Source organism: Cupriavidus sp. HMR-1, assembly GCF_000319775.1.
GTDB classification, from domain to species: Bacteria; Pseudomonadota; Gammaproteobacteria; order Burkholderiales; family Burkholderiaceae; genus Cupriavidus; species Cupriavidus metallidurans.
Genome location: NZ_ANKP01000238.1, coordinates 13,344 through 33,911, shown reverse-complemented (window position 1 = coordinate 33,911; position 20,568 = coordinate 13,344). Strand labels below are relative to the sequence as shown.

Here is a 20,568-nt window from a genome sequence, read left to right as displayed (position 1 = left end):
CTCGCTTTCATTGATTTCGCGAACAACCATCCCTGCCCATGCTGCACGCCGGGATGAATCCGTCAGCAGTTGCTGTAGTGGCGGTAAATGAAGCTGGAATCGGATGCCAAGACGCAAGAAGAGTAATGCAGTGACGTGCTCAGCGACCGGAATTTGAAAAGGCCCCAACCGCACGGGGAAGGCTCGTCTCTTGCGTCGCGAGTGTTTCAGCCGCCGTTTAGTCTCTGTTACGCTGGCGGAAGTCGGTCGTCATTAGATGAAGATGCGAAGCGTCGCTTCATGCGTTGGACGGATTCTAGTTGACGGCGGACACGACATTCCTTTTCCCGCCTGATCCTGCGCCCGCCCAGGCCCAGCAGACCGAGCAATGCGAACAACGCTGCAATGCCAGGATCCACCGCACCACCACCACCACTGCCCGCACCACTACTACTACCACTACCACCGCTACTACCACCGCTACTACCACCGTTGACCGACGGTTTTGCTGTTACATCAATGAATACGGCCGAAGGCGGCCCTTCGTAGCTGACGGCTTCCGTCGCACCGTTCTGAGTGATGCTACCTGCATTGACGCCGCGAACATATATTAGATGGCGTCCCGGCGCGAGTTTGCTCGTGTCGATCTCGCCTGCTACCGACAAGGTTCGCGTCGTATCGAACGCGCCTGACGTTGCAGTCAGCGTAATCGGTTGCGCACCAACATCCCATGGCAGCTTGTCGACGAAGGCGTGTGCCGCCTTTATGTTCAGTTCATACGGCAGCGGTGGCGGCGCGACATGACTCTGTCCCGCCTTGCTGTACTTGTAACGGCTGTCGTCGATAAGCGCAGTGATTTTGACCTTTATTCCTTGTTCAACAGAGGCTGCGCCCACCTTGACGTCCGCCGTGTCTGGACCGAACGGTAGCTTGTATGGCGCCTTCAGGATCCGCGAGGCATATAGCATCGCATTGAAGTTTTGGGGATAGGTGGTTTTCTCGAACTTGTCGCACGGTTCATAAAACGAGGTGCCAAGCTCGATGGTGTACGACGGCGCGCCGAGCAGACCATAGAAGGTGTCAGTAGTCGTGCCCTCCACGTTGTAACTCAGCACTTGCTGCGGGGAATATGTGTTGTACCACGCCAGGCGCTGTGCCAGTACTGCCATGCTTTTGTTGTTCGGCGTGTGTGTGGTGTTGTTGTTTTCCGGCCGAGTGATGCCCCACGGCCACAGAATTGCGCGGCTGAAGCTATGTAGGTCGAAGTACAGGCCGGAATAATCATCCGGCGCTGGCGCACTCCAGTCTTTTACCGGGCGCGCATCGGGTAGCACGCCGCCGAGATAGCGGCCATTCTTCAACTCGCCAGCGATGTACTTGATGATGGCCTGCGTTTCTGGCTCCGATGCGGCAGCGGCGCCGCGGAACGTCTCACCGCATGCTCTTCCGTCCGAGCCCCCGGAGCCTTTGGCCGACCAGCCGAACGGAAAGTTGCGGTTCAGATCGACACCGGAGCTTTGCGCATGCGCGGCACAAAATGCCGTGTCGAAGTTCACGTTCTTGCGCCAGCCGGCCCCAGAGCTTGGCGCAGCCTGCTCCGCCATCTTGCGCCCGGCGGGATTCGCATGCAGGATGAAATGGAACTGGTTGTTGTCCACCAGCCAGGTGGCTTGCGGATCCTTGCCGTAGTTGGCGAGTAGCCATTCGGCATAACGCAGCAGCAATTCCGCCGGCTGATACTCGCGCGCGTGGATCGAGCCGGTGGCCGCCATGCGCGGCGTCTTGTCGTTCTGCTTTGCGAGGTTGCCGACGACAAGGACTTTCAGGTCATTGCCTGCCTCGCCGGGAAACGCATCCAGATTATATTCCCGCAACACCGCGGCTGGCAGGTACTTCACAAGCAGGTTGCGGAACGACATCGTTTGTTGCTGCACCCAGGTCTTGCCCACGCTCTTGAACTGAACAAGATTTGGGTACGTTCTTGCGAGAGCTTCCCCTGTGGCGAAGGATTGCTCCACGGTGCGATAACAAGCGTGCTTGCCGTTGGTGATGCTCGATGGAGTCAGCGTGTCAAACGACTTCTGCGTATTGGATGCGGCGGCCTCCGCAGCCTTGTAGCGACTCGCCATGAATTCGCGAATGCGAGCGGTCTCGCCTTCATCGACCTGAACAACCAAGCCCGCCTGTTTCAGTTGCTCCACCATGTCACCATCGACTTCAGCGAAGATGACGCGCTGATCCGCATCGAGCCGGAAATGATCGAACAGATCACTGACCTTGCGAATATCCTCATCCGAAGCGTACGGAATCATGATCGAGTACAGGTCGTGTGTCGTGTCTGCGTGCGCTACGCCGGATAGGCCGCCGACAAGGGCAATGGCGAGGGTAAGTGCCGCGAGATGCGGCCCGGTAAAGGGTTTCATAGGGTCTCCTCATTATTTGTGATGACAAACATAGCGCCGTGACATCATGGTTGATTGCCAGCGTATATCGCCATTGATGTGAATCTATTTACTGTTTCATTTGCATCAACTCCTAAAATTCATATCAACTCAAGACTCTCTGGCTATCGTAAAAAACCTCGCTTCTTCAATCGATAACCGGCGATAAAATTATCCGCCGAATATGTGGTTTGGCTATAAAAACAAATGTCACACCGAATAGATGACAATGTTTCGAATGGAGTGATCGTAGCCAATCTACTATTTTCTTCTATAGGCCATTGCCTAAATTTCTAATAATCTCAGTAGATATGGCTTAGTTGAGCGGGTTCTGTCGCTATAAAAAGCGGCGAGCCTAAGCCAGGCGGGCGGAGCGGCTATTGCTAGTGGCGTGCGCCCTCGCCCAGTCGTCGGAAGCAGGCCACTCCGCCCCTGGATGTCAAAGTGGCGCGATTCACATCGTGGCAGTCTCGGCAGCTCACTTGTGGATAGCAAGATTGCGTTGCATTGCAGCCCCACGAGATCCGGCGCGTAGCGTCGCGATATCAGCTATATGGAAAAAATGCGGTTACACGCGGAGGGGAACAGCTATCAATCGCAAAATAGGCGTAGGGCACGATCAGGCCGGCGCCATGCGCCCAAAATCTGTGTGAGTTCGCGTTGCGCAAACCTTCCTTGACATGGCTGCCAAGGTCCTCATCGCGTTGGCAATGAGGACTGGGAGTACTGCATTTCACAGTCCGGAAACCGGACGTCGCTGCATCGACTTACTCCGCTTTGCTGCATCTGCTCCATGAGTTAGCGCTCAGAGCGAATGCTGTAGAGCACCTGCAGCAGCATGGCCCGCTGCAACTCTCCCCGGCGCCCCCACCAGTACCGCCTCGTACATCTGCGCGAGCAACCAGCCCATCTTCGTCACCCGTAACACCGGAGTTACAAGAATCTAATGAGTTGCTTCGAATACCGTACGCAACGCCAACGGTCATCCATTGTGCTCTGCTGGACGGACATGGCGGGAGACAGGAGTCCGTTGTAACAACGTAGCTACCAGGATCGCCACCGCCACTATCACAGGCGGCAAGGAAAAGGGTACCGGCCAAGGGCGGCCATACGACTTCGGCGTTTCCGCAGGCGTGTAGGAGACCACTCTTTCTGCCGAAGAACCAACACCGATTGGCTGAGAGGCGCCCAGATCCTGCGCCAGCTTTGTCGGCTTTTGGTTTGTCGCCTAACGACATCATTGCGATAAGTTTTCTTATCGCAATAGCAACACGATAAACGAAACTCACAGAAAACCAATTGCGGGAGACCAGCATGCCGCCCCCCCTTACCAATGTCGGTCGTCGAATCTGAGCCATCAGAAATGAGCTTGCGCATGCGCAAAGTTCCCGCGCACACTGCCGTATGCCCGAACAAGCGCCGGCCAAAAGCAAACGGTCAGTCCTGCCCCAACCGCTCTCGCCCATGCGGCGAGGACAAATCAAGCATTGGACCCATCGGCACGATCCCCGTGGGGTTCAGCATCCGATGGCTCTCATAGTAGTGGCCCTTGATGTGCAGAAAATCGACCGTGTCCGCAATGCCTGGCCGTTGGTAGAAATCCCGCAAATAGGCTGACAAGGCCGGATAGTCGACGATTCGGCGCAGGTTGCACTTGAAGTGCCCTACGTACACGGCGTCGAAACGGATCAGTGTGGTGAAGAGCCGGATATCGGCTTCGGTAAAGCGGTTTCCGACCAACCAGCGCTGCTGGGAAAGATGTGCCTCCAGCCAGTCCAGCGTATCGAACAACGACCGCACGCTTTCCTCGTAGGCCGCCTGAGAGGTGGCGAAACCTGCCTTGTACACACCGTTGTTGACGGTGTCGTAGATCCGCGCGTTGACGGCATCGATCTGCGCGCGCAGATCAAGCGGGTAGTAATCCCCCGGCCTCGCCCCAAGCCCGTCGAATGCGCTGTTCATCATACGGATGATTTCCGACGATTCATTGCTGACGATCGTGGCCTGCTGCCTGTCCCACAGCACAGGCACGGTCACCCGGCCGGTGTACTTTGGGTTGGCCAATGTGTAGACCTGATGCAGCACGCGCGCGCCACTGACGGAGTCTGGTATCACCCCAGGGCCGTCGGCAAAGGTCCAGCCCTCCTCGCGCATTAGCCAGTGCACGACCGAAAGGCTGATCATGTCCTCCAGCCCCTTGAGTTGGCGCATGATCAGTGTCCGGTGTGCCCAAGGGCAAGCCAGACTGACATAGAGGTGGTAGCGGCCCGGCTCCGCGCGGAATCCACCTATACCAGTGGGCCCGGCCGCGCCATCGCATGTGACCCAGTTGCGGAAAGCCGCATCCTTACGCACGAAACGCCCACCGGTGGAGGTAGTGTCATACCACCTGTCTTGCCATTCACCATTCACCAGGAGTCCCATTGATCGCCCCTTGCCGTTTTACCGCCGCACCTTGCTTTGCCTGACGCATCGCGTTGAGATTGCATTGTGCTCCACATGACGACCTGCCATGTCTTGCGTATGCCGATCAGGGCTGCAGTCATCTGGGTGCGGGACGAGGCCGGCCAGCCGCCCCAACTACTTCATTTGAACGCGACAGAGTCAGATATCGGCCTGCCAAGCCTCATTGACCGAATCGCTCTTACAAATGCGTGCCAAGTGCCCGGCACCCTCCCCCCTTCACCTTCACCTCATCCTGCCTTCACCCACGCGCTAAATACTCCCTGCCATCCAATCACCAAGAAGGAACCGAGATGGCGACGCGAACCCAGGATTTTGACCATGACGTGGTAGTCGTCGGCGCAAGCTTTGCAGGCGCCGCCTGCGCGCTGGCTGCGGCACGTGCGGGATTGCGCGTGGTGGTGCTCGAGCGGAAGACGGACCCCGGGAGCAAGCTTCACACCACTGGCATCCTGGTCAAGGAGGCGGCCGAGCAGACATGGCTCGGCCGCGCTCCTGCCGATTGCGTGCGACGCATCGAGAAGGTTCGCCTCTATTCGCCGGCGTTGCGCAGCCTCGCGTTGGCGGCGCCCGGCTACTACTTTCTCACCACCGATACACCGAATCTGATGCGCTGGCTGGCCTCGGAACTGGTGGATCACGGGGTCGACCTGCGTCTCGACACCTCTTTCAGTCAAGCGGCACGATCCGGTGCCGGATGGTCCGTGCCGGGCGTCGGCCGCACGCGGTACCTGGTAGGTGCCGACGGCGCGAGGTCAAGGGTGGCCCAGATCGCCGGACTCGGGCAAGGTCACGCCTTTCTCTACGGCGTCGAATACGAGTTTGCCGGCCTGCAACTCTCCGATCCAGATGCCCTGCATTGCTTCGCCAGCAAGCACTTCGCGCCTGGGTATATCGGTTGGGTGGCCCAAAATCCCACCGGTGTGCAAGCTGGCCTGGCGCTGCGCCATGCGCCACGGCGTCGGGCGGCGCCGGATATCGACGGTTTTCTTCGACGTGTCCGGCACCTGCTCGGTGTACCGGAGGACGCGGCACCGACCACTACCCGTGCCGGCCTGATACCCTGTGGCGGGCCGATATATCCGTTGGCCCGGGATGGCGTACTGCTGACGGGCGATGCGGCTGGTATCGTGTCGCCGGTGACGGCCGGCGGCATTCACGCGGCGTGGCGGCATGGCGAAGCCGTCGGGCGGGCCATTGCGGCGCACCTTCGCATCGGCGCCGCAAAGCCGGAGCAAGTGGCCGAACAGAGCGCGCCGCGTTTTCGGACCAAGCGGGTGCTACGTTGGGCGTTCGACCATTTCCAGTCGGATTGGGCGTTCGATGTCCTGTTGCATTCGGCGCCTTTGCGATGGGCCGCGGAACGCATCTATTTCCATAAACGCGGCGTCGCGGCAAAGATTTGAACCTGATAGCGAGACTTGTGTGATGAAACAGCCAGCCGTACTTGTGGTGGAAGATGAATCAGCCATTGCGGACACGATTCTGTACGCCCTACGCACGGAAGGTATGCAGGTCGAGACTTGCTCGCTGGGGAGTGAAGCATTGGATCGCGTGCGATCACGACGCCCCGATCTCGTTATCCTCGACGTTGGGCTGCCCGATATCAGCGGCTTCGAGGTCTGCCGCTCGATGCGGACGTTTTCGGACGTTCCCGTCATCTTCCTGACGGCCCGGCACGAGGAGATCGATCGCATCGTCGGGCTCGAAATTGGCGCCGATGACTACGTGGTAAAGCCATTTTCGCCGCGTGAGCTTGCCGCTCGTGTCCGTGTGATCCTCCGTCGCGCCAAGGGCGCCGGCGACTCCCCCCACCCATCGCTGACGGTCCAGGAGGAAGCCAATTTCGTCCATGACACTGACGGCGCCCGCCTGGCCTATCGAGGCCGTTGGCTAGACCTCACCCGTTATGAGTACCGCCTTCTGGCGCTTCTGGTGCAACACCCAGGGCGCATCTTCGCCCGCTCGCAGCTCATGGATCTGGTCTGGCACGATTCGCTCGATACGGTCGATCGCACCGTCGACACGCACGTCAAGACGCTCCGAGCCAAGCTCCGCGAGATCGACCCCGTCGGCGACCCGATCCGGACCCATCGCGGCATGGGCTATTCACTCGAATCACGATAAGGAAGATAAGGGCATTCCATGCATATCGGCCTGCGCATCTTCTTTGGCTTCTTCCTTATCGTCGGGCTGGCAGCGTTCCTGACCTTGCGCGTGTTTGTCCAGGAAGTGAAACCTGGCGTGCGTCAGGCCATGGAAGATACCCTCGTGGACACCGCCAACGTCCTCGCCGTGCTGGCCACTGACGATTTCAAGAGCGGTCATCTTGCCGACGGCAATTTCGCGAATCGTCTGGCGCGGCTGCATGAGCAGCCCGTCGAAGCCAGCGTGTGGGGGATGCACAAGGGTGCCGTCGGTTACCGCATCTACATCACCGATGATCGTGGCATCGTCCGCTTCGACTCGTCCGGCGCGGCGGTCGGGCAAGACTACTCCCGGTGGAACGATGTCTACCTGACCCTGCAGGGCAAGTATGGCGCTCGCAGCACGCCCTCCGACCCCAACGATGACAGCAGCACGGTCATGTATGTGGCGGCCCCGATCCGCGATGGCGAACGAATCATCGGCGTGCTGACCGTGGCCAAGCCGAACCAGACCGTGGCACCGTTCATCGCGCGCAGTCAGCGCACTATCCTGATGTACGGGCTGTTGCTGATCGGCGGCGCCGCGGTCATCGGCCTGGTTTGCACGCTCTGGCTCGTGCACGGGCTGCGCAAGCTGCAGCGCTATGCGCGGGCCGTAGCGGCCGGCGAGCGCGCCGAGATGCCCTTGCGCGGCGCCAGCGAACTCGCGGAACTCGGCCGAGCGGTGGAAACCATGCGTGTGCGACTGGAAGACAAGCAGTACGTTGAGCACTATATCCACACGCTGACGCACGAAATGAAGAGCCCGCTCGCGGCCATCGGCGGCGCGGCGGAACTGCTTCAGGAGGACATGCCGACGGCAGACCGCCAGCGCTTTCTCGGCAATATCCGCAATCAGGCACAACGGCTCGATCTGTTGATCCGCAAGCTTCTGGCACTCGCCGAAGTCGAACAACGCCAGCGTCTGGAGAAGCGCGAACCCGTGCGGCTGGCGCAGGAGATCGAGCATATTCTTGCGTCTCTTGAGCCACGGGCGCGCCAACGCGGCGTAAGCCTGCATTGGCAGCCAGCGGCGCAGGGACAATCCTTCGACGTCTCCGGCGACGTGTTCCTGCTGCGGCAGGCAATCGTCAACCTGATCGAGAATGCCCTGGATTTCGCGCCGCCGGGGACCGACGTCGACGTGGTGCTGGAACCCGGACCCCATCAGGATCAGATCATGCTCAGGATCGAGGACCGAGGGCCCGGCATCCCCGAGTACGCGCTTTCGCGGCTGTTCGAGCGCTTCTATTCCCTGCCCCGCCCCGGTGGCGGCGAGCGCAGCACCGGGCTTGGCTTATGTCTGGTTCGCGAAGTTGCCCTGCTGCACCACGGCAGCGCTACCGTTACCAACAGAGAGGGCGGTGGCGCCAGCGCCGTGATGGTCCTGCCCATCTCCGCATGACGCGCAACACATGACGTAACGCGAAAGACGGAGCGCAGCCTTCACAACGGCTTCACGCCAACCACACGCCCTCCTCACCCGCGATCGCTAGTCTTGCTGCATCTTCACTCGCAAGACAGTCATGAAAAACTTTCGCTCGTATCCCTACAAGATTCTGGTCGCGGCGGGCCTGATCCTGGTGCTGTGGGCCGCCCTGCAGATGGTCTTCAATCTAGTGGAGGAGCGCAGCCAGCTCCAGGAGTCCGCCGAGCAAAGCATCTGGCGTAGTTATGCCGGCCCGCAAACCTTGAATGGCCCGATCATCGTCCTGCCTTACAAGGAAGTCCTCGTGGAATCCGAAGCAAAGGATGCCAAGGGCCGCAAGACACAGACGCAGTACCGGGAGGTCACGCGACAACTGCTGGTCTTCCCGAAGTCCCTCCAGGTTCAAACCGAGATCAAGCCCAGCGAACGGTACCGGGGCATCCACAAGGCAATTGTTTATGAGGCGGCGAGCCAGTGGACGGGCACCTTCGCCTTGCCTGACCTGAAGGCGGCCACCGCATTCGAGAAATCCGCCGGGCATGTCCGCTTCGAACTGGGCGAGCCGTTCGTGGCACTGGGCGTGTCCGACATGCGCGGCCTTGCTGCGGCGCCGGTCATGCAACTCGCCGGAAAGTCGCTGGAAATGGAGCAAGGCGCGCAACTCAATGGGTTGGGCCAGGGGCTCCATGCGGACCTCGACCTCCGCAGTGCGGCCGGCAAGCCCGCCGACGCGCGCGTCGTGCCGTTCTCGCTCACGCTTTCCCTGCTTGGAAGCCGTTCCATCGCGTTCGCGCCGGTAGCGGACATGAATACGTTCAGTATGCGATCCGCATGGCCGCACCCAAGTTTCGATGGCGACTTCCTGCCACGCCAGCGCACGGTGGACGCCAGTGGCTTTCGCGCCGAATGGTCGGTCAACGCGCTTAACACCCACGTGCGAGAACGCATTCTGTCCATGGAGAATGGCGAGCGTACGCAACCAGCCGTGACGGCCCCGGCGAACGCGGCGGAGTCCATCTCCGTCACGCTGATCGATCCGGTCAACGGCTATGTACGCGTCGAGCGTGCCATCAAGTATGGGCTGTTGTTCGTGCTACTGACCTTCGCCGGCTTCTATGTATTCGAGCAGATCAAGGGACTGCGGATTCATCCGATCCAGTACCTGCTCGTTGGACTGGCGCTGACCCTGTTCTTCCTCATGCTCGTCAGCCTTTCCGAGCACGTGACATTCCTGCTGGCCTATCTGGCCGCGAGTGCCGCCTGCATCGGACTGCTCGCCTTTTACCTGACGTTCGTCCTTCGCAGCTGGCGCCGAGGCGCGAGTTTCGCGGCGTTGATTGCGGCGCTGTATGGCGCGCTGTACGGCATTCTGGTTTCCGAGGACAACGCGCTACTGCTGGGTTCGACCCTGCTCTTCCTGGTGCTGGCCAGCATTATGACGGTGACACGTCGCGTGGATTGGTACAACGGGGATATGCAATCCATCTCGGAGAAAGACGGGGGCGAAGGATAAAGGTAATAACAGGCGCGTGGCTCAGTAGTGTCCAGGCCGCCTGTACCCAATCAGGAGGTGCACCGCGCTATTCCCCGCGACGGTTCCTCCGCCCCATTAAGTGTGATGGCTCGCCCAGCCTGTGGCTGGGTCGGGCCACTCACTCCCGCTCCCTCGTCAACCCACGAACGCCCCCGGCACTGGGTCCTCGCCCAGCACACTCAGCAGAATCGCCCAGTGCATGGCCTCATCGCCAAGGATGCTGCCGGCGGATTTGGCGAGTTCCCGGTTGTGGAAGCTCGGCAGTACGCCCAGGTAGGCAGCAGTAGCACCCTTCTCCAGCCCGGCGGCGAAACGCAGGACGTCGGCCTGGGTTTTCAGATCCGCAGCCGGGAAGTTGTACTCGCTGGCCTTCCGGGTCTTGACCGGCGTGCCACCCAGCTTCATCACCGTGTTGGCCAGCACATCCGCATGGGCCTTGTGGTGCGTCTGGAACTTGACAGCGGTGTCGAGCACCGGCTTCTGCAGCAGCCCGCTTTCGGCGCCGACCTGGTAAGCAGCGATCGCCTGGTATTCCAGACCAAGTGCCGTGTTGAGGATATTGATGTCGTCCTTTGTGCTGGTGGAATGCGTTTGCCCCCAGGCGGGCATGGCCTCGCCAAGCGACATCACGGCCAGCGACCCGAGTGCAAATGCACCCGGTGCCTTGAGCCAGCCGCGGCGGACCAGATCGGGAGCAAGGTCGGCGTCGCCGGCGTCGCAGGTGGCGCCGGCGAACGGCAAAGACAGGTCAGGCTTGGTTTTCATGGGAACCCTCCTTGATTTGGGCGATGAACGCTAGCGGGCGAAGCACATTGCCCAGGCGTTATCGGCTTATACGCAGCCATCCACCCGGCGGATGCACCGCTGACTCTCCGCTACCTATAATCCGGCCAACCTCATCCGCCTGGAGCGCCGCGTGGCCCTGTCCCCGGAACCTCCTTCTTCGTTGCCCGATACGTCCACGGGGCTTGATGTATTGCTCGGCCGGGTGGCGTTGGGGGATCGGCTGGCACTTCGCGCGCTTTACGATCAGGTCGTGCCGAAACTGTTCGGCCTCGCGCTGCGTATCACTGGCAGGCGTGACTGGGCGGAGGACGTGGTGCAGGAGAGTTTTGTCAGCATCTGGCACCACGCCGCCGATTACCGACCGCAAGTGGCCGCCCCGATGACGTGGATGACGACGATTGTGCGCAACCGGGCGCTCGACTGCCTGCGCCGGGCGCATGCGGCGCGGCTGGCATCGGCCGCTTCCCTGGAAGACACCCCGGAAGCCGATCTCGCAGACGAACACGATGGCCCGGCCGAACTGGCGCAGGCCAGCGAACAAGCTCGCGCGCTGAACCGTTGCCTGCAGCGCCTGGACGGCCCGCAGCGCGAGGCGGTGGTGCTGGCCTACCTGCAGGACCTCAGCCATGCCGAACTGGCCGCGCGGCTGCGCGTGCCGCTGGGCACCATCAAATCGTGGATCCGCCGTGGTCTGGAGAAGCTGCGCGCCTGCCTGGAGGCCACGCCATGAATCTTGCGCGCCACCCTGACCTGCTCGACCGCATGGCCGCCCAGTACGCATTGGGCGTGCTGCGCGGCGGCGCGCGCCGCCGCATGGAGCAAATGGCGCGCCAGGAACCCGCCGTGCGCTTGGCGATTGCCCATTGGCAGGCACGACTGGCTGGGGTGGCCGAACTGCAAGCGCGGGCCGTTCCCGTAGAAGCCGTCTGGTGCGGCATCGAGCGACGGCTAGGCTGGAAAGCCGATCCCGCCGAGGCACAGCCGACACGCACGACTGGCTGGCGTCACGTCTGGCAGGCCGCGAGCTTCTGGCGTGGCGCCACGGCGGCGATGACGGTCATCGCGCTGATCGCCGTTATTGCCACCATAGGCCTCGGGCCCGAGCGACGGCCCAGTCCCTCCACAGTGGTTGCCTTGCTGCAGTCGCAACAATCCCGGGCTGCCATGCTGGTCAGTTGGGATCCAACTGGCCCCGCCCTGGTGGTTCGCAGGCTCGACGACCTGACGCTGACAAACCAGCAGGTCCTCCAGCTTTGGGCGCTCCCCGTGGATGGCAAGCCTCAGTCGCTGGGCGTGATTGGCCGTGCGCGCCAGGTTCGCCTGCCGCTGGCCACGCTGCCCGCCAACGTGCCGACCCTGGCGGTCAGCATCGAGCCACTCGGCGGGTCCACCAATCCGGATGGGCCGAGCGGGCCAGTCGTGTTCCATGGCGCCTTGCTGAAATCCCCGCGCTGACGGGCTGAGGGACTACGGCTAAGTCTTCTCCGCGCCTGGCGCCGCGTACTGATTGTCTGGCGATACCACCACCGGCGCGGCGGGCTGGTCCATGTAGTGCGGGGACATGATCTGTACCCCGTTGCGGTTGAATTCGTCCTGGATCGCCGCGTGCAGGACCGATAGGAGCTCGAAGCGCCGCCGTGGGTCGTCAATCGAGCAAAACAATTCATACTCGACGTAGAAGTCCTGCAGTCCACGCTGAAGCACGTAAGGGGGCGGATTGTTGCCAAGCCCCGGCACGGTGGCGGCCGCGCGGATCAACATGCCGTGGATCTGGCGCCAAGGCGCGTCATAGCCAATGGTGACCGACGTGGAGACCAGCGCGCCCATATTCGCTTCCGAACCACCCCGGCGAGAGTAATTGTGGATCGCGCTGCCGACCACCACCGCGTTCGGCAGCGTCACTTCCTCGCGCCGCACGTTGACGATCTTGACCGACAGCGAATCCAGTGACGTCACGGTGCCGATCGTGCCGCCGATATCGACCATGTCGCCGCGCCGGAGCGCGCGCGAATACACCAGCACCATGCCGCTCATGATCTGGTTGACGATATTCGCCGATCCCAGCGTCACCATGAACCCGAACAGTACCGACAGGCCCTTGAATACATCGCTCTGCGAGCCCGGAATGTACGGATACGCAAACGTCAGCCCCAGCGCCCAGACCACGGTCGACGCGATGCGCCGCGTTGCGCCGGCGGTCTCCGGGTGCATGCCGGGCACCGTGACCTGGCCTCGCTGCACCGCAATAAAGATCGCGACCACCAGCTTGTGCACGGCACGTGTGATAAGCAGGATGACCGCCACGGTCACCAGCCCCGGGACGGCGTCTAGCATGGACGTGCCGACATGCCCCAGCAGGCCGAGCAGGAACGCCCCCATGCGCTGGCCCAGCGGCCGGGTCAGCGGGAACTGTTCGAGCGCGAAATCGAGCCACAGGAAGATGAGTAGCGCGATCAGCGCCGCGCCAACGATCTGCGCGATGCTGTTGGCAAGCTGCAGCAGCGCGCCTGACCAGTCGAAACGACCCGACGTCCGCGTGCGCAAGCGTGATTCCAGCGCGCGGCGGAGCATCAGATCAAGCCGACGGCGGCCGCGCGCGATGGACCACAACAGGCCTAGCAGGAGCAGCAGCGCAGCCAGCGAGTAGCTTGTGCCACGCAGGATGGTGGGCCAGTGCAACTGGTCGCGGCGGGCATCGAGCGCAGTCTGGAGTTGCGCGGCGGCCGTGGCAGCCACGGACTCCACGGTCTGCCCTGGCTGCTCGGGGTCCAGATCGCCATCGACGACCGAGAACAGGATGCGGTTACCGACCTGCACTGCCACGCCCGAAACGTTGCCCAGTCGGCCCGGCAATTGGGTCACGGGTTCGCCAAGCTCGCGCCGGTCAAGCTTGTCGAACCGTTCCTGCGCGCGGGCGACCCGCACCGCGGGGGGCGTGCCTCCAAGTTCCGCGCGGAGCGTCACCACCGGCAGGTTCATCAGCACCAGATCGGCGGGCGGCGCCGCAGGTGACGTGGACGCCTCGGCAGCCCACGTGGCGAAAGGCATGGTCAGCCACCACAGCAGCGCGATCCATGACACGGCGGCGGACCTGCCGCGGCTGCTTCGCTTCGCTCCCCGTGGTATCAGTGAATCCATCATCTCCATGCATCCGCCTAGCCGTTCACAATCGCCGATATCACCCACGTTTGACGCCTCAGGCAAGTGAAATCATTCGTGTTGTGATTTAAGTTCGGTCCGTCCGCTAGAATTCCCGCCAGATACAGGCCCCCGAAGGTTTCGAAGTTGGCACTACAGCAGGGTTTTCTCCTGACCCGTCACTGGCGCGACACGCCCGCAGGCACGGAAGTCGAGTTCTGGCTCGCCACCGATGAGGGCCCGCGCCGACTGCGCCTGCCCCGGCAGCCATCCACGGCGTTCATACCGGCCGCGCAACGCGAGACGGCCGAGGCGCTGCTGCGTGGCGAGCGCGATGTCGAGTTCCGCCCGCTGAACTTGCAGGACTTCCAGCGACGCCCGGTGATAGGGATCTACTGCGACCAGCACCGCCAGCTCATGCGGATTGAAAAGGCGCTCCGCGACGCAGGCGTCAGCGTCTACGAGGCCGACGTCCGCCCGCCCGAGCGCTATCTGATGGAGCGGTTCATTACCGCCCCGGTCTGGTTCGACGGCCAGCCCGGGGCGGATGGCGTGCTGCGCGATGCCCAGATGAAGCCGGCGGCCGACTACCGGCCCAAGCTGCGCCTGGTCTCGCTCGACATCGAAACCAATGCCTTCGGCGAACTCTATTCCATCGCGCTGGAGGGCTGTGGCGAGCGGCAGGTCTACATGCTGGGCCCCACCCCCGCGCAACCGGCAGCGGATATCGACTTCGCGCTGGAATACCGCGCAACCCGTCCTCTGCTGCTGGAGGCGCTCAATGACTGGCTGGCTCGCCACGATCCCGACGCGATCATCGGCTGGAATCTGGTGCAGTTCGACCTGCGTGTGCTGCGCGAACACGCGCGCCAGTACCAGATTCCGTTGCGCCTGGGTCGCGGCGGCGCGGAACTGGAGTGGCGCGAGCACAACCAGCAGCAGCACTACTTCGCGGCAGCGGCGGGCCGGCTGATCATCGACGGCATCGAGGCCCTCCGCTCGGCCACCTGGAACTTCCCGTCGTTCAGTCTCGAATCCGTGGCCCGGACGCTGCTGGGCGAAGGCAAGGCGATCGACAACCCGTACGACCGCATGGATGCGATCGACCGGATGTTCGCCGAGGACAAGCCGGCACTGGCCCGCTACAACCTCCGAGACTGCGAACTGGTCACGCGCATTTTCGAGAAAACGGAGCTGCTCTCCTTCCTGCTGGAACGCGCGACGGTGACCGGCCTGCCGGCGGACCGCAGCGGCGGTTCGGTCGCGGCTTTCACGCATCTCTACATGCCGCTAATGCATCGGCAAGGCTACGTCGCGCCGAATCTTGGCGAGAAGGCGCCGGAAGCCAGCCCTGGCGGCTTTGTCATGGACTCCCGCCCCGGACTCTATGAATCGGTGCTCGTGCTCGACTACAAGAGCCTGTATCCGTCGATCATCCGCACCTTCCTGATTGACCCGATCGGGCTGGTCGAGGGTCTGGCCCACCCAGACGACGCCGACTCGGTGCCCGGCTTCCGGGGCGCGCGGTTTTCACGCACGAAGCACTGCCTGCCGGCCATCGTCGCGCGCGTGTGGCAGGGCCGCGAAGCCGCCAAGCGAGACAAGAACAAGCCGCTCTCGCAGGCGCTCAAGATCATCATGAATGCGTTCTACGGCGTGCTGGGCTCCAGCGGCTGCCGCTTCTTCGACCCACGACTGGCGTCGTCGATCACGATGCGCGGCCACGAGATCATGCGCCAGACGCGCGCGCTTATCGAGGCCCGGGGCTACGAGGTGATCTACGGCGACACCGACTCCACGTTCGTGTGGCTGCGTCGCGCGCGGTCCGAGGCCGACGCCGCGCAGATCGGCCGCAGCCTGGTGGCCTACGTGAACGACTGGTGGCGAGATCATCTGTGGCAGACCTACAGCCTGGAGTCCGCGCTCGAGCTGCAGTTCGAGACCCATTTCCGGCGCTTCCTGATGCCGACCATCCGTGGCGCCGATCTCGGCAGCAAGAAGCGCTACGCGGGCCAGGTGATGCGCGCCGACGGCACGGCCGAGATGGTGTTCAAGGGCCTGGAAACCGTGCGCACCGACTGGTCACCGCTGGCGCAGCAGTTCCAGCAGACGCTCTACGCGAAGATCTTCAACCGCGAGCCCTATCGGGACTATGTGCGCGACACCGTGCGCCGCACGCTAGCCGGCGAACTCGACGAGCAGTTGATCTACCGTAAGCGCCTGCGCCGCCAGCTCGACGAATACCAGCGCAACGTGCCACCGCACGTACGGGCGGCACGCATCGCCGACGAGTACAACGTACTGCACGGCAGGCCGCTCCAGTACCAGCGCGGCGGCTGGATCAGCTACGTGATGACGGTGGCCGGCCCCGAGCCACTGGAAACACGCGCATCGCCAATCGACTATGAGCACTACGTCACACGACAGTTGCAGCCGATAGCCGATGCGATCCTGCCGTTCCTGGACGACGATTTCGAGACGTTGCTCACCGGGCAAATGACGCTGTTTCCCCAGTAACTTCCCTAGTTGCACGGTTCCGGGCACACCCGCTGAGGTATGCTTGGCGACTTAGAACAAGAATCCGCAGAGACTCCCCGCGCAGTCCATCATGTCCACCACCCTCCCCGATCCCACTTCCCCGGTTCCCCGTTCCAAGGCCATGCGCGCCGCCGCCAGCATGCTCGTACTGCGTGACGGAACACGCGGCATGGAGGTGCTGATGATGCGCCGCCCGCAGCGCGACGACGATCGCAGCGCCGGCGCCTTCGTGTTTCCCGGCGGCACGCTCGACCCGCAGGACGCCACGTTGCACAGCCTGTGCAGCGGACTCGAGGACTCAGCGGCCAGCGCGCGGCTCAGCGTCGCGGCGAACGGGCTCGACTACTACCTATGCGCGGTGCGAGAAGCGTTCGAGGAAGCCAACCTGCTGTTCGCCTACGACACGCGCGGGCAGTTGGTGCAACTCGACAGCCTGGCGGAAAGCGTGCGCCACCAACTGCGCGAGGCGGCCGGCTACGGTGGCAAGGGGCTGGCGCACGTTTGCGAGATGCTTGGGTTGCGGCTGGCCGTCGACCGACTGGCGTACAGCGCCTACTGGCTCACGCCACCCGGACTGCCCAAGCGCTTCGACACGCGCTTCTTCATGGCCATGCTGCCCTCGGGCCAGACCGCTCTCCACGACGGTGTGGAAGCCGTGGAGCACCGCTGGCTGCGTCCGGCCGAGGCGATCGACCCGGCCAGCAATTTCACGCTGGTCAATGCCACGCGCAGGATCCTGCAGTCGATCGCGCATTTCCAGAACGCACAGACTTGCTTCGATTTCGCGCAGCAGCAGCGCAACATCCCCCTGGTCATGCCACGTCTGGCGAGCGGACCCAAGGGCCAGCGCCCGGTGATGCCGGAAGAGGCACCGTATGCGGAAATCTCCCGCATCGACCCCGATGGCGCCGGGCACGGCCGCTACGCGCTGGAGCCGGGCCATGCCGTAAAACTGTCCGATCGCGTCTGGCGCGTGACGGCCAATAACGGCAGCGTCATGACCGGGCCGGGCACCAATACGTACTTCGTGGCCGGTGCGGACAACACCTGGGCCGTGATCGACCCGGGTCCCGACGATCCCGCCCACTTCGACGCCGTCATGGCCGCCGCGCCAGGCCCCGTCAAATGGATCTTCGCCACGCACACACATATGGACCACTCGCCGGGCGCCGTGCGACTGCGGGCCGCCACGGGCGCGCCGGTCATCGGGCTGGTCACGGCCGCGACCGACCGGCAGGACCCGACCTTCGCGCCCGACCATATGCCGCGTCACGGCGACCGTATCGCCCTCGGGCCCCAGACGACGCTGCGCGTCGTCCACACTCCAGGCCATGCGTCGAACCATCTCTGCTATCTGCTCGAGGAAGAGAAGACGCTGTTCACGGGCGACCACGTGATGCAGGGCTCGACCGTCGTGATCAACCCGCCCGATGGCGATATGCGCGCATACCTGGGGTCACTGCGGGCGCTGCTCGACGAGGACATCGAGTGGATTGCGCCCGGTCATGGCTTCCTGATGGGCCGGCCGCATGACGCGATCCGCCTGCTGATCCGGCATCGCCAGCAACGTGAAGCCAAGGTCATGAACGCGCTGCGCGCGCTGGCCCCGACGGATCTCGCCACGCTGCTGGCCAGCGTCTACGACGACGTGCCTCCGGGCAAGCATCCGATCGCCCAACGCTCGCTGCTGGCACATCTGCGCAAGCTGGAGGCCGACGGGTTGGCACGCGAGGTGGACGGTAACTGGCACCTGTTGCCGGCCGGGCTGTAACGGCCGGGCAGGCATCTTGCTGCGGCGCCGCACAACCGCCACCATCGCTTGAAATATCTGGATACCACGCCGGTCTTGGCGGTACGCCGGCGCGCTGCCTACATTGATGGCATTGAGATGCATCGGAGGCGCCATCATGTCCAGACTCATTGCCGTGATGCTGCTGACGCTGACCGCTACAGGCGCGGGCGCCGCGACTGCCGTCACCAAGTGTGAAAGCAGCCAGGACACGCTCTATACGGCAACGCCCTCATGCCCCGCCGGCTACACCAACACGACCCGGACCATGCGCGGCAGCGTGGTCACCGTCCCCCGCGCTACCCCCAAGGCGCGACAGGCTGAGCTGGCCTACCTGCAACATCAGGCGCAGATTTCGCAGCAGATCCAGGCTTGGGACGAACGTGACGCCGAGCAGGACTGGCGACTGATGAATGCGTTCTGGAACCAGTGCCGCGTTCTCGACTACCAGATCCGAGGCACGGAATGGGCCATGGAGAACACCGAATACTGGAGCCGGGCAGACCGCTACCGTGACGCGGTGAACGCCGCCCGTGCGACGCAGTTCCAGATGGGATGTTTCCTCTGACTTCGGATGGGTCGCGGGACGGCAGCCTCGCCGCCCCGCCGTGGAGGTTCCGGACCCGGGCGCACCGTATATTTCGCCGATATTAAATGCGCTTAGATCGGCATACAGAAAATTTCAGGCGGATTGCGGCCAGATTCAGGTCTTCTCTCACATACAATCCGTTCCCATCCGGCCCGCCACGTTTACATGAAAAAATCATGTTCCGAACGCTGGCACTGCGGTCGCAACCGCTTCCTGTGAAGATCATGCTTACTCTCACTGCGATAGTTGCGTATATGCTGGCCTGCATCGTTGCATTGGCCTTCGGTGCCCGCTGGGTACTCAAGAATGACCCGCTGCTCAAGCAGCAACAACTACTCGACTCCGCTGCTGGCGCTCGCGCGGAAGATCACCCCACCTGACGCGCCACAGACGCTGCAAGCACCGTCACCTTGTCGAAACGCCGGTCCACGAGACCGGCGTTTTGCTTTCCGGTCCTCCCGGATCCGGCCTTGCGCGGCCATGCCTCCTTATGGTTTTGATGCGACGCAAAATGATCTTGCGTCGCCTTTTCGTCTATAAACGCGCAACATGGCGAGACCCTGCCGGTTATCAAGGCGAAGCATCAATCCAACAAGAGGAGACACGAAGCATGCGTTGGAAGCAGCGTCCAGAAGGCTCCAACTGGGGCGAATTCGGGCCCGATGATCAACTTGGCCGCGTCAATCTGATCGGGCCCGAGCAGGTGATCAGAGGGGCGAAAGAGATACAGGCAGGCATCAGTTTCTGCCTCTCGCTACCGCTCGATTACCCTGGTGGCAACAAGCTCAATCCGCGACGCCACCCACCTCAGTTGCGCCCGACATTCCGCGACGACATCCCCTATCTGAACTTCCCGCTGGCCAAGGTGGACCCTGCCGCCACCGATGTCATCAGCGACGATCAGGTATTGCTGTGTCTGCAGTATTCGACACAGTGGGACTCATTGGCGCACGTTGGCGCGCTGTTCGACGCCGACGGCGACGGCCGTCCGGAGCGGGTCTACTACAACGGCTACCGAGCCAATGCCGATGTCGTTGGACCCGTGGACTACGCCGAGGATGACCACTTCGAAGCCCACGATTGCGGCCACGGCCACGGCAGCCATGCCGATGCGCTCGGCATCGAGAACTTCGCCGTCAAGGGCATGCAAGGCCGAGGCGTGCTGGTCGATCTGGCCGACGTCTACGGCACCGGGTACCGCAACGTGGGCTACGAAGACCTGATGCGGGCGATGGAGACACACCAGGTGGAAGTGGAACGCGGCGACATGCTCCTGCTGCGCACCGGCTTTGCCGAGGTGGTGCTGTCGATGCAACGCGAGCCCGACGAGAATGTGCTGCACCACAGCTGCTGCGCCCTGGATGGTCGTGACGACCGCCTGCTCAACTGGATCACCGATGCCGGCATCGCCGCCCTGATCGCGGACAACTATGCCGTCGAACGCTATCCGGCACGCCCGGCGCCGGCCGACGCGAAAACCCACCCGCTGCTGCCGCTACATCATCACTGCCTATTCAAGTTGGGATTGCCGCTTGGCGAACTCTGGTATCTGCGCGAACTGGCCGACTGGCTGCGCGCGCATCGTCGCACCCGCTTCATGCTGACCGCGCCACCACTCAGGCTGCCAGGCGCTGTGGGATCGCCGACGACGCCGATCGCGACGGTCTGACTTGCTCCGCTCTCCCACGCGTGGGAG

The 20,568-nt window shown here is 62.8% G+C and carries 15 protein-coding genes; 11 read left to right on the top strand and 4 right to left on the bottom strand.

Annotation, left to right across the window (positions count from 1 at the left end):
* Window positions 1–227: 227 nt before the first annotated feature.
* The gene (locus tag D769_RS25095) at window positions 228–2,402 is read right to left on the bottom strand and encodes a M14 family zinc carboxypeptidase (RefSeq protein ID WP_008650773.1); all 2,175 of its coding nucleotides are present in this window, start codon (window positions 2,400–2,402) and stop codon (window positions 228–230) included.
* A gap of 1,455 nt (window positions 2,403–3,857) precedes the next feature.
* Window positions 3,858–4,844: a glutathione S-transferase family protein gene (locus tag D769_RS25090; RefSeq protein WP_008650771.1), complete on the bottom strand. Its 987-nt coding sequence runs from the start codon at window positions 4,842–4,844 to the stop codon at window positions 3,858–3,860.
* A gap of 332 nt (window positions 4,845–5,176) precedes the next feature.
* On the opposite strand from D769_RS25090, the gene D769_RS25085 reads away from it, so the two are divergent.
* The 4 genes from D769_RS25085 (at window position 5,177) to creD (ending at window position 10,011) form a co-directional block, all read left to right on the top strand.
* The gene (locus D769_RS25085; protein ID WP_008650769.1) at window positions 5,177–6,289 is read left to right on the top strand and encodes an NAD(P)/FAD-dependent oxidoreductase; all 1,113 of its coding nucleotides are present in this window, start codon (window positions 5,177–5,179) and stop codon (window positions 6,287–6,289) included.
* Between the two features lie 22 nt (window positions 6,290–6,311).
* Window positions 6,312–7,010 carry a two-component system response regulator CreB gene (gene creB, locus D769_RS25080; RefSeq protein WP_008650767.1) on the top strand — a complete coding sequence of 233 codons (699 nt, stop codon included), beginning with the start codon at window positions 6,312–6,314 and terminating at the stop codon, window positions 7,008–7,010.
* An 18-nt stretch (window positions 7,011–7,028) separates the two neighbouring features.
* Window positions 7,029–8,474, top strand: a complete 1,446-nt coding sequence (creC, locus tag D769_RS25075; protein WP_008650766.1) for a two-component system sensor histidine kinase CreC — start codon at window positions 7,029–7,031, stop codon at window positions 8,472–8,474.
* Window positions 8,475–8,595: 121 nt separating this feature from the next.
* Window positions 8,596–10,011 (top strand): cell envelope integrity protein CreD, encoded by a 1,416-nt coding sequence (creD, locus tag D769_RS25070; RefSeq protein ID WP_008650765.1) that lies wholly within the window; start codon window positions 8,596–8,598, stop codon window positions 10,009–10,011.
* A 156-nt stretch (window positions 10,012–10,167) separates the two neighbouring features.
* Here the strand turns inward: creD and D769_RS25065 are convergent, their stop codons facing one another.
* Window positions 10,168–10,797 (bottom strand): ferritin-like domain-containing protein, encoded by a 630-nt coding sequence (locus D769_RS25065; protein ID WP_008650764.1) that lies wholly within the window; start codon window positions 10,795–10,797, stop codon window positions 10,168–10,170.
* Between the two features lie 151 nt (window positions 10,798–10,948).
* On the opposite strand from D769_RS25065, the gene D769_RS25060 reads away from it, so the two are divergent.
* Window positions 10,949–11,548: a sigma-70 family RNA polymerase sigma factor gene (locus tag D769_RS25060; protein WP_085959094.1), complete on the top strand. Its 600-nt coding sequence runs from the start codon at window positions 10,949–10,951 to the stop codon at window positions 11,546–11,548.
* Entirely contained in the window at window positions 11,545–12,273 is a 729-nt protein-coding gene (locus tag D769_RS25055; protein WP_008650762.1) for an anti-sigma factor, read from the top strand. The genes D769_RS25060 and D769_RS25055 overlap by 4 nt, the downstream gene beginning before the upstream one ends.
* A gap of 18 nt (window positions 12,274–12,291) precedes the next feature.
* On the opposite strand, the gene D769_RS25050 is transcribed toward D769_RS25055, so the two are convergent.
* Window positions 12,292–13,899, bottom strand: a complete 1,608-nt coding sequence (locus D769_RS25050) for a mechanosensitive ion channel domain-containing protein (RefSeq protein WP_241227901.1) — start codon at window positions 13,897–13,899, stop codon at window positions 12,292–12,294.
* A gap of 204 nt (window positions 13,900–14,103) precedes the next feature.
* Between D769_RS25050 and D769_RS25045 the strand changes: the two genes are divergently transcribed.
* The 5 genes from D769_RS25045 to D769_RS25025 all read left to right on the top strand — a co-directional run bounded on the left by D769_RS25045 (window position 14,104) and on the right by D769_RS25025 (window position 20,541).
* Window positions 14,104–16,473, top strand: a complete 2,370-nt coding sequence (locus tag D769_RS25045; RefSeq protein ID WP_008650759.1) for a DNA polymerase II — start codon at window positions 14,104–14,106, stop codon at window positions 16,471–16,473.
* A gap of 91 nt (window positions 16,474–16,564) precedes the next feature.
* A complete protein-coding gene (locus D769_RS25040; protein WP_040011245.1) occupies window positions 16,565–18,265 on the top strand; it encodes an MBL fold metallo-hydrolase in 1,701 nt (566 codons plus the stop codon).
* A gap of 136 nt (window positions 18,266–18,401) precedes the next feature.
* The gene (locus D769_RS25035) at window positions 18,402–18,851 is read left to right on the top strand and encodes a hypothetical protein (protein ID WP_008650755.1); all 450 of its coding nucleotides are present in this window, start codon (window positions 18,402–18,404) and stop codon (window positions 18,849–18,851) included.
* A 245-nt stretch (window positions 18,852–19,096) separates the two neighbouring features.
* On the top strand, window positions 19,097–19,252 hold the full coding sequence (locus tag D769_RS25030; protein ID WP_223277318.1) for a hypothetical protein: 156 nt from the start codon (window positions 19,097–19,099) through the stop codon (window positions 19,250–19,252).
* 230 nt (window positions 19,253–19,482) lie between these two features.
* Window positions 19,483–20,541, top strand: a complete 1,059-nt coding sequence (locus D769_RS25025; RefSeq protein ID WP_008650752.1) for a cyclase family protein — start codon at window positions 19,483–19,485, stop codon at window positions 20,539–20,541.
* The last annotated feature ends 27 nt before the right edge of the window (window positions 20,542–20,568 follow it).